The sequence below is a fragment of the Pseudomonas sp. BAY1663 genome, from assembly GCF_000582595.1.
GTDB lineage: Bacteria > Pseudomonadota > Gammaproteobacteria > Pseudomonadales > Pseudomonadaceae > Stutzerimonas > Stutzerimonas stutzeri_AF.
This window is the reverse complement of record NZ_AZSV01000136.1, coordinates 1-7,163: the sequence shown is the minus strand read 5'-3', so window position 1 is coordinate 7,163 and position 7,163 is coordinate 1. Positions and strand designations below refer to the sequence as shown.

Sequence of the window (7,163 nt, the reverse complement as noted above, 5' to 3'; positions counted from 1 at the left end):
GTCCGGTGCCGGTGGACAGCCAGCAGCGCGCCAGCGAGCTGCGCCTGACGATCCGCCGCGCCAACCCGTCTAGCCTGCTGGTCCCGGCGCTGCCGACACCGCTCGGCGAACTGGTCGACGAGTTCACCATCCGCCCCGGCACGGCGCGCGACTACGAGGTCGGCGCCGGGCAGTACATCCAGGTCATCGACGTCGCCGGACGGCAGTGCTCGGACTTCGTCGCCTTCAACCGTCGCGGCCTGGACGCCGGCCGCGAGATCGACCTCGACCCCACCGTCACCCGCACCCTGAACGGCAACGCCTACCCCGGCCCCGGCCTGTTCAGCAAATTCTTCGACCGCGACATGCAGCCGATGCTGGAAGTGGTGCGCGATACCGTCGGCCGCCACGACACCTTCGCCCTGGCCTGCACCGCGCGCTACTACGAAAGCCAGGGCTATTTCGGCCACGCCAACTGCAGCGACAACATCAGCCGCGCGCTGCACCCGTACGGCGTGCGCGGCCGGCCCGGCTGGCCGGCGATCAATTTCTTCTTCAACACCGGTATCGACGCGCACCAGCAACTGACCCTCGACGAGCCCTGGTCGCGCCCTGGCGACTACGTGCTGCTGCGCGCCATGACCGAGCTGGTCTGCGCCAGCAGTTCCTGCCCGGACGACATCGACCCGGCCAACGGCTGGCAGCCCACCGACATCCATATCCGCGTGTATTCCGACAAGGAGCGCTTCAGTATCGCCATGGCCAACCGCAAGACGCCCGACGCCGACCCGGTGCTGACCCGCGAAAGCGGCTTCCACCCCGGCACCTCCGCCCTTACCCGCCACTTCGTCGACTACCGCGGCTGGTGGACGCCCACCCACTTCGACGGCTACGGCGCCATCGAGGAATACCACGGCTGCCGCGAACGGGTGGCGGTGATGGACCTCTCCGCCCTGCGCAAGTTCGAGGTCATCGGCCCCGACGCCGAGGCGCTGCTCAACTACTGCCTGACCCGCGACGTGCGCAAGCTGGCGGTCGGCCAGGTGGTCTACAGCGCGATGTGCTACGAGCACGGCGGCATGCTCGACGACGGCACGCTGCTGCGCCTGGGGCCGGACACCTTCCGCTGGATCTGCGGCGAGGACTACGCCGGCGTCTGGCTGCGCGAGCAGGCCGAGAAGCTGGGCATGAAGGTATGGATCAAGTCCGCCTCCGAGCAGATCCATAACATCGCCGTGCAAGGACCGCTGAGTCGTGAACTGCTGGCACGGATGATCTGGACGCCCGGCACCCAGCCGCCGCTCGACGAGCTGGGCTGGTTCCGCTTCCTGGTCGGCCGCCTGGACGACTACAACGGCTGTCCGCTGATGGTCTCGCGCACCGGCTACACCGGCGAGCTGGGCTACGAGATCTGGTGCCACCCGGACGACGCGATGCGGGTCTGGCGGCGCCTCTGGCAACTGGGCGAACCGCTCGGCCTGGTGCCGCTGGGCCTGCACGCGCTGGACACGCTGCGCATCGAGGCCGGGCTGATCTTCGCCGGCTACGAATTCAGCGACCAGACCGACCCATTCGAGGCCGGCATCGGCTTCTGCGTGCCGCTCAAGAGCAAGCAAGACGACTTCATCGGCCGCGAGGCCCTGCTGCGCCGCAAGGAGCATCCGCTGCAGCGGCTGGTCGGCCTTGAGCTGGACGGCAACGAGATCGCCCACCACGGCGACTGCGTGCACGCCGGCCGCGCCCAGGTCGGCGTGATCACCAGCGCCACCCGCTCGCCGCTGCTCGGCAGGAACATCGCCCTGTGCCGGCTCGACGTGGCGTACTGCGAGCCCGGCACGCGCCTGGAGATCGGCAAGCTCGACGGCCAGCAGAAACGCATCGGCGCCACCGTCGTCGCCGGCACCGTCGCCTACGACCCGGACAAGAGCCGGGTCAGGGCGTAGCGGCAAGCGGCAAACCACAAGCGGCAAGAAAAGCCTGGAACGCGTAGGTTGGGTCGGGGCGCGCAGCCTGAGGAGCGCAGCGACGAAGCCCAACACGTTCGTACCGGTCCCGTTGGGCTTCGCTGCGCTCAGCGCCAACCTACCCATGAGCGCCCGCCTGCATTCGATCTTGGAAAGGGAATTGCTTGGCAATCAGGCAGTGGCGGTCGATACGAAAGCGGCCGCCTCGTATCACCTACTCGAGGAGAACCGGCCGATGTGGTTCAGCAACGCTTCCCGGAACCTGGCCGATGAACTCGGCCAACTGTTCGATCGGCTACTCGCCGAACAGCCGCTGCAGCTGCATGCGCAGCCCAACCTGCAGCGCCAGCCGCACCTGCTTGCCGGCCTGGAACGCCTGCATCGGCACTGCGACGAATTGCGCCGTATCCGCCACGCCAGCGAAAGCGCCCCGCCGCCACCCTGCACATCGGCGGAATATGCCGAGCTGCAACGCCGCCTGGAGGCGTCCGAGGCACGCAATGGCGAGCTGCAGCGGGAACTGCTCGACACCCGGCATCAGTTGGCCGAACTGCAAGCCGAGCACGTCGCCTGGCAGGCGGAGCGACAGGTCTGGGAGCTGACCAAGCGCACCCTGACCGAAGGCTGCTGGGACATGAACGTGGTCGACGGCGACCCCGACCACCCGCAGAACCTGATCCGCTGGTCCGATCAGTTCCGCGCGCTGATCGGCTACCGCCGCGAGGAATTCCCCGACGGCTGGGACAGCTACTTCGCGGTGGCCAATCCGGACGACGTGAAGAACGTCATGCAGGTTTTCGGGGCGGCGATGGCCGATGCCGATGGCGACGGCTCCTATGCCGTGGAATACCGCATGCGCCACAAGACCCGCGGCGAAGTGTGGTTCCGCGAGCGCGGCCGCTGCCTGCGCGACGACCGGGGCGTGCTGCTGCACGTCACCGGCGCGGTGCGCGAGATCAGCGACGAGAAGGCCGCCGCCGAGATGCACGAGCGCGAGCAGGCCAGCATCCAGGCCACCTACGGGCAGATCGCCCAGGTCGCCGGGGTGATCAAGGGCATCGCCGAACAGACCAACCTGCTGGCGCTCAACGCCGCCATCGAGGCGGCCCGCGCCGGCGAACAGGGCCGCGGTTTCGCCGTGGTGGCCGACGAGGTGCGCAATCTCGCCCGGCGCACCCAGGAGTCGGTACAGCAGATCCAGGCCATGTTGCAACACAGGAGCGAGGCGGGCTGAGCGCCCGCCATTGCGGGCAGTGCGAACCAATTTCAGGCGCGGGGATGGGCCTTTGTACAGAAAAGGGGCAGAGCCTCATGGCAACGAGGCGCCGAAAGCCCTCTGCGGCGCGCCAAGGCGCTTCTGGCACAAGGCTTGCTTTTTCTTGAAGGGAACTTTTTATAACTATAGATAAAAATACAGTGACACCTTGTTCAGGCGCGACCGCCACTGATCTGCCGGTGACAACCAACTCCAACTACTGCATCGAGGATTCGGCGATGGAAGAGCAGACGACACCCACTCTGCAAGAGCTGCAGGCCCTGATAGAAATGACCAACACCTTGAATATGGAAATATTCTACTGGTGGTGTACGGCATTGATGATCCTGATCCACGCGGGCTTCCTATCCTACGAGATCGGCGCCTCCCGCCTGAAGAACGCCCTGGCCGCCGGCGTCAAGAACATCCTGGCCTTCGGCTTCGTCATCCCCAGCGTGTTCCTGCTCGGCTGGGCCGTGTACAACGCCTTTCCCGACGGCCTGGTGCCGCGCATGGACGCGCTCCTGGCGGCGATGCCCTGGAGCGAATCCATGGGCCCGAACCTGCAGGACAACGCCACCGGCATCTTCTGGGGCGCCTTCGCCCTGTTCGCCGCCACCACCGGCTCGATCCTCTCCGGGGCGATCATCGAGCGTACGCGGATGAGCGCCTTCATCATCATGACCATCATCCTCGGCGGCGTGCTGTGGCTGTTGGCCGCGGCCTGGGGCTGGCACCCGGAAGGCTGGCTCACGGTCAAGTTCGGCTACCATGACGTCGGCGCCGCCGGCGTGGTGCACATGATCGCCGGCTTCTTCGCCCTGGCCGTGGTGATCAACCTCGGCGCGCGTATCGGCCGCTTCAATGCCGATGGCTCGGTCAACCCGATCGTCGGCCACAGCATGCCGATGAGCGTGGTCGGCCTGATGCTGATCATCGTCGGCTTCTTCGGCTTCCTCGGCGGCTGCATCATCTACAACAGCGGTGCCCAGTGGATCAACATCTACGGCCAGCCGACCAACCTCTCCGCCTTCGCCTTCAACACCCTGATGGGCTTCGCCGGCGGTCTGATCGGCGCCTACCTGACCACCCGCGAGCCGTTCTGGATGATGTCCGGCGGCCTGGTCGGGATCATCTCCGTGGCCCCGGGCCTGGATCTCTATCACCCCGGCCTGGCCTACCTGATCGGCATGGGCGTCGCCGCGGCCGCGCCGCTGATCAACAACCTGCTGCTCAAATTCCGCCTCGACGACGCCGTCGGCGCCTTCGCCGTCCACGGCTTCAGCGGCTTCGCCGGCCTGCTCATCAGCGGCGTGTTCCTCTCGGGTTATCCGAACGTCAACGGCATGGCCGAGATCAGCTTCACTGGCCAGCTGGTCGGCGCCCTGACCATGGCCGCGCTGGGCTTCATCCCCGGCTACGCCATCTCCTACGGCCTGAAGAAGGTCGGCATGCTGCGCGTACCGGCCCACGCCGAGGAACGCGGGCTCGACCTCACCGAAGTACCGGCCCAAGCCTACCCGGAATGGGCGGCCATGTACGGCCACGCCGCCACCGATGACGGCCGTGAATTCACCACCACTACCCTCGTCGTCGAAAGCAAACCCGCCTGACGGCAATTCCCGGGCGTGGCGCTGACCACCACGCCCCCAGCACAGGAGCTTGACCATGAGCATCAGCACGTTCGAAGGCGCCGCCGCGGTTTTCACCTTCGCCGACAAGCCCGCCATCCTGATGGTGATCACCTTCTTCGTCGCCGCCGTGAGCCTGTTCGCCCTGGTGGCGACCATGATCCACGAGAAGCACAGCTACGCCGACCCGGAGCCGAAGAAACTGAAACACTGAAGCGCCGGCCCGTACCCGCGACCGGGTACGGGCCCGTCTCGCACACCGCTGCGGGAACCCGTCCAGCGCTTCCTTCCCTGGTCGAACGCGCAGGATACGGTTGCTCAGCGCCCCTTCTTCCATCCCGCCCACTACTGGGCAGCGCGCCCGGGACTACCGCAGTCACGCCGCACCGAAACGATCGCAACCGCCTGACACAGGAGACCGCCATGTGGTGGAGCACAGGCCGCGAAACCAGGGCGACCCGCCCACTCTGGCAACAGGCCCTGCTCGAGGGCGACATCGACACTGCCCTCGCCCTCGAAGCCGGGCAGATGCCCGCCACCTTGCGCGCCCGCCTGACGGCCCCGCCGCCAGCGCCCGTCATCGACGATTGCGCCGCCCTCGCCGCCCTGCTCGGCCGCCTGGAAGCCCTGCAACGATATAGCCGCCAGGCCATCGAGCAGGTCGAGAACGTCTTCGGCGAGATCAGCGCGCGCAGCGCCGAGCAGCTGCGCTACGTCGGCGACACGCGGGCTTTCTCGACGACAGCAGCGCCGGCGCCGAACAGCTGCGCAACGAAGTCGGCCTGGAGCTCAAGGCCACCCACGGCTTCTTCTCCGAGCAGTTCAGCGCCCTGGTCGACCTGATCGAGGAGCGCTCCACCGCCTCGCACAAGGTCATCGGCGACATCGACAACATCGGCCGCACCGTACAGCTGCTGTCGCTGAATGCCGCCATCGAGGCGGCCCATGCCGGCGAGGCCGGACGCGGCTTCGCGGTGGTCGCCAACGAGATCCGCAACCTCGCCCTGCGTACCCAGGAAAACGCCCACCAGGCCTACGAGCAGATCGACCTGGGCATCCTCGCCGAGCGCCTGAACGGTCTGCTCCATGCCTCCGAGGAACGCTTCGACCAGCTCAGCGCGCGGGTCGGCGAATCCCTGGCGACGCTGCACGACCTGCTCAAGCACATGAGCGGACACCTCGCCGAGATCGAGGGCAACAACCGGGTCATCGCCGCCGGCGTGCGCCTCGGCGAAGGCGCCGACCGCCACCTGCGCAGCCGCAGCGACTGGAGCCAGGGCCTGATCGGCGACCTGCAGGGCTTGTACCGCGAAGGCGAACCGGCGCAGCGCACCGAACACCTGCGCCGTCTGCTACAGGAGGAAAAGCTGCACCTGGATGCCGGCTACGACCGCCTCGCCGACATCCGCCGGCGCGGCGAGATCCGTATCGCCATCGAACCGCAGTTCAAGGGACTGTCCTTCCGCGAAGCACCCGGCCAGCCGCTGCAGGGCCTGGATGCGGAAATGGCCCAGGCGCTGGCCCGCTGGCTGGGCGTCAAGTGCCGCTTCATCGAATACCCCTGGGACTGCTGCCTGCAATTGCTGGAAGCCGGCAGCCATCGCCGCGAACAGGAGGCCGACCTGGTCTGGAGCGCCCTGCCGCCGATACCGGGCTATGACCAGGTGGCCTTCTCCGCGCCCTACGTGTTCCTGCCCTACGTGCTCGCCAAGCGCACCGGCGACGCGCGTATCCGCGGCCTCGACGACCTGCAGGGCAAGGTCCTCGGTTGCGTCAACGACCCCGCCGCCATCGCCGTGCTGGAAGGCCTCGGCCTGCGCTGGCCGGCCAACGAAGCCAAGCCCGGCGGACGGATCCGGCTGGCCAACCTGCTGGCCTACAACGACCAGGGCATGATCCACGACTGCCTGCTCGACGGCGTGGTGGACGCCTTCGCCATCGACCTGCCGATCTACCACTGGGCCTGCCATGGCGAGACCAGTCCGTGGCGCGGGCGCCTCGAAATACTGCCGGGCAAGCTCGGCCCGGAGCTGTGGTTCTATTGCGCGGCGGTCGCCAACGCACCGGCCAACATCGGCCTGCTGGAGGCCATCGACCGTTTCATCGGCGAATACCGCCAGGGCCACGAATACCGGGAACTGGTCGGCCGCTGGCTGGGCCAGGTCTACGACGACCCGCACTGGCGCTTCGTCGACGGCGTGCACGATGCCCGCAGCCTGAGCCTGGAGACGGCGCTCTGAGGCCTGGACGCGGGCGCCGGACTCTCCTGTAGGAAGCGCGCCCTCGCGGCGGTGCAGGCCGAAGGACTGCCCAAGCTTGAAAAGCATCGCCCCG

General features: G+C 67.5%; 5 protein-coding genes and 3 pseudogenes. All 8 read left to right on the top strand.

Annotated features, from left to right (window positions below; translation table 11 throughout):
• Window positions 1–1,922: DUF1989 domain-containing protein (locus BAY1663_RS21575; RefSeq protein WP_037044918.1), on the top strand; the 1,922-nt coding region annotated here is incomplete at its 5' end.
• 145 nt (window positions 1,923–2,067) lie between these two features.
• Window positions 2,068–2,877: pseudogene (locus BAY1663_RS26125) on the top strand (PAS domain-containing protein); the annotation flags it as partial.
• A gap of 66 nt (window positions 2,878–2,943) precedes the next feature.
• Window positions 2,944–3,153, top strand: a pseudogene (locus tag BAY1663_RS25600) (methyl-accepting chemotaxis protein); the annotation flags it as partial.
• Window positions 3,154–3,398: 245 nt separating this feature from the next.
• Entirely contained in the window at window positions 3,399–4,811 is a 1,413-nt protein-coding gene (locus BAY1663_RS21565) for an ammonium transporter (RefSeq protein ID WP_256206942.1), read from the top strand.
• Window positions 4,812–4,866: 55 nt separating this feature from the next.
• Window positions 4,867–5,043: a hypothetical protein gene (locus BAY1663_RS24565; RefSeq protein WP_164838488.1), complete on the top strand. Its 177-nt coding sequence runs from the start codon at window positions 4,867–4,869 to the stop codon at window positions 5,041–5,043.
• A gap of 209 nt (window positions 5,044–5,252) precedes the next feature.
• Window positions 5,253–5,672: a hypothetical protein gene (locus BAY1663_RS21560; RefSeq protein ID WP_037044909.1), complete on the top strand. Its 420-nt coding sequence runs from the start codon at window positions 5,253–5,255 to the stop codon at window positions 5,670–5,672.
• Window positions 5,594–5,941: pseudogene (locus BAY1663_RS26120) on the top strand (methyl-accepting chemotaxis protein); the annotation flags it as partial. The gene BAY1663_RS21560 and the pseudogene BAY1663_RS26120, both read left to right, overlap by 79 nt.
• Before the next feature lie 54 nt (window positions 5,942–5,995).
• Window positions 5,996–7,069 carry a transporter substrate-binding domain-containing protein gene (locus BAY1663_RS25590; RefSeq protein WP_256206944.1) on the top strand — a complete coding sequence of 358 codons (1,074 nt, stop codon included), beginning with the start codon at window positions 5,996–5,998 and terminating at the stop codon, window positions 7,067–7,069.
• Window positions 7,070–7,163 lie beyond the last annotated feature (94 nt).

Bases quoted from the DNA above. Each gene is read 5' to 3' on its own strand.
- BAY1663_RS24565 (WP_164838488.1), top strand. From the start codon at position 4,867: ATGAGCATCAGCACGTTCGAAGGCGCCGCCGCGGTTTTCACCTTCGCC.
- BAY1663_RS21560 (WP_037044909.1), top strand. From the start codon at position 5,253: ATGTGGTGGAGCACAGGCCGCGAAACCAGGGCGACCCGCCCACTCTGG.
- BAY1663_RS25590 (WP_256206944.1), top strand. From the start codon at position 5,996: ATGAGCGGACACCTCGCCGAGATCGAGGGCAACAACCGGGTCATCGCC.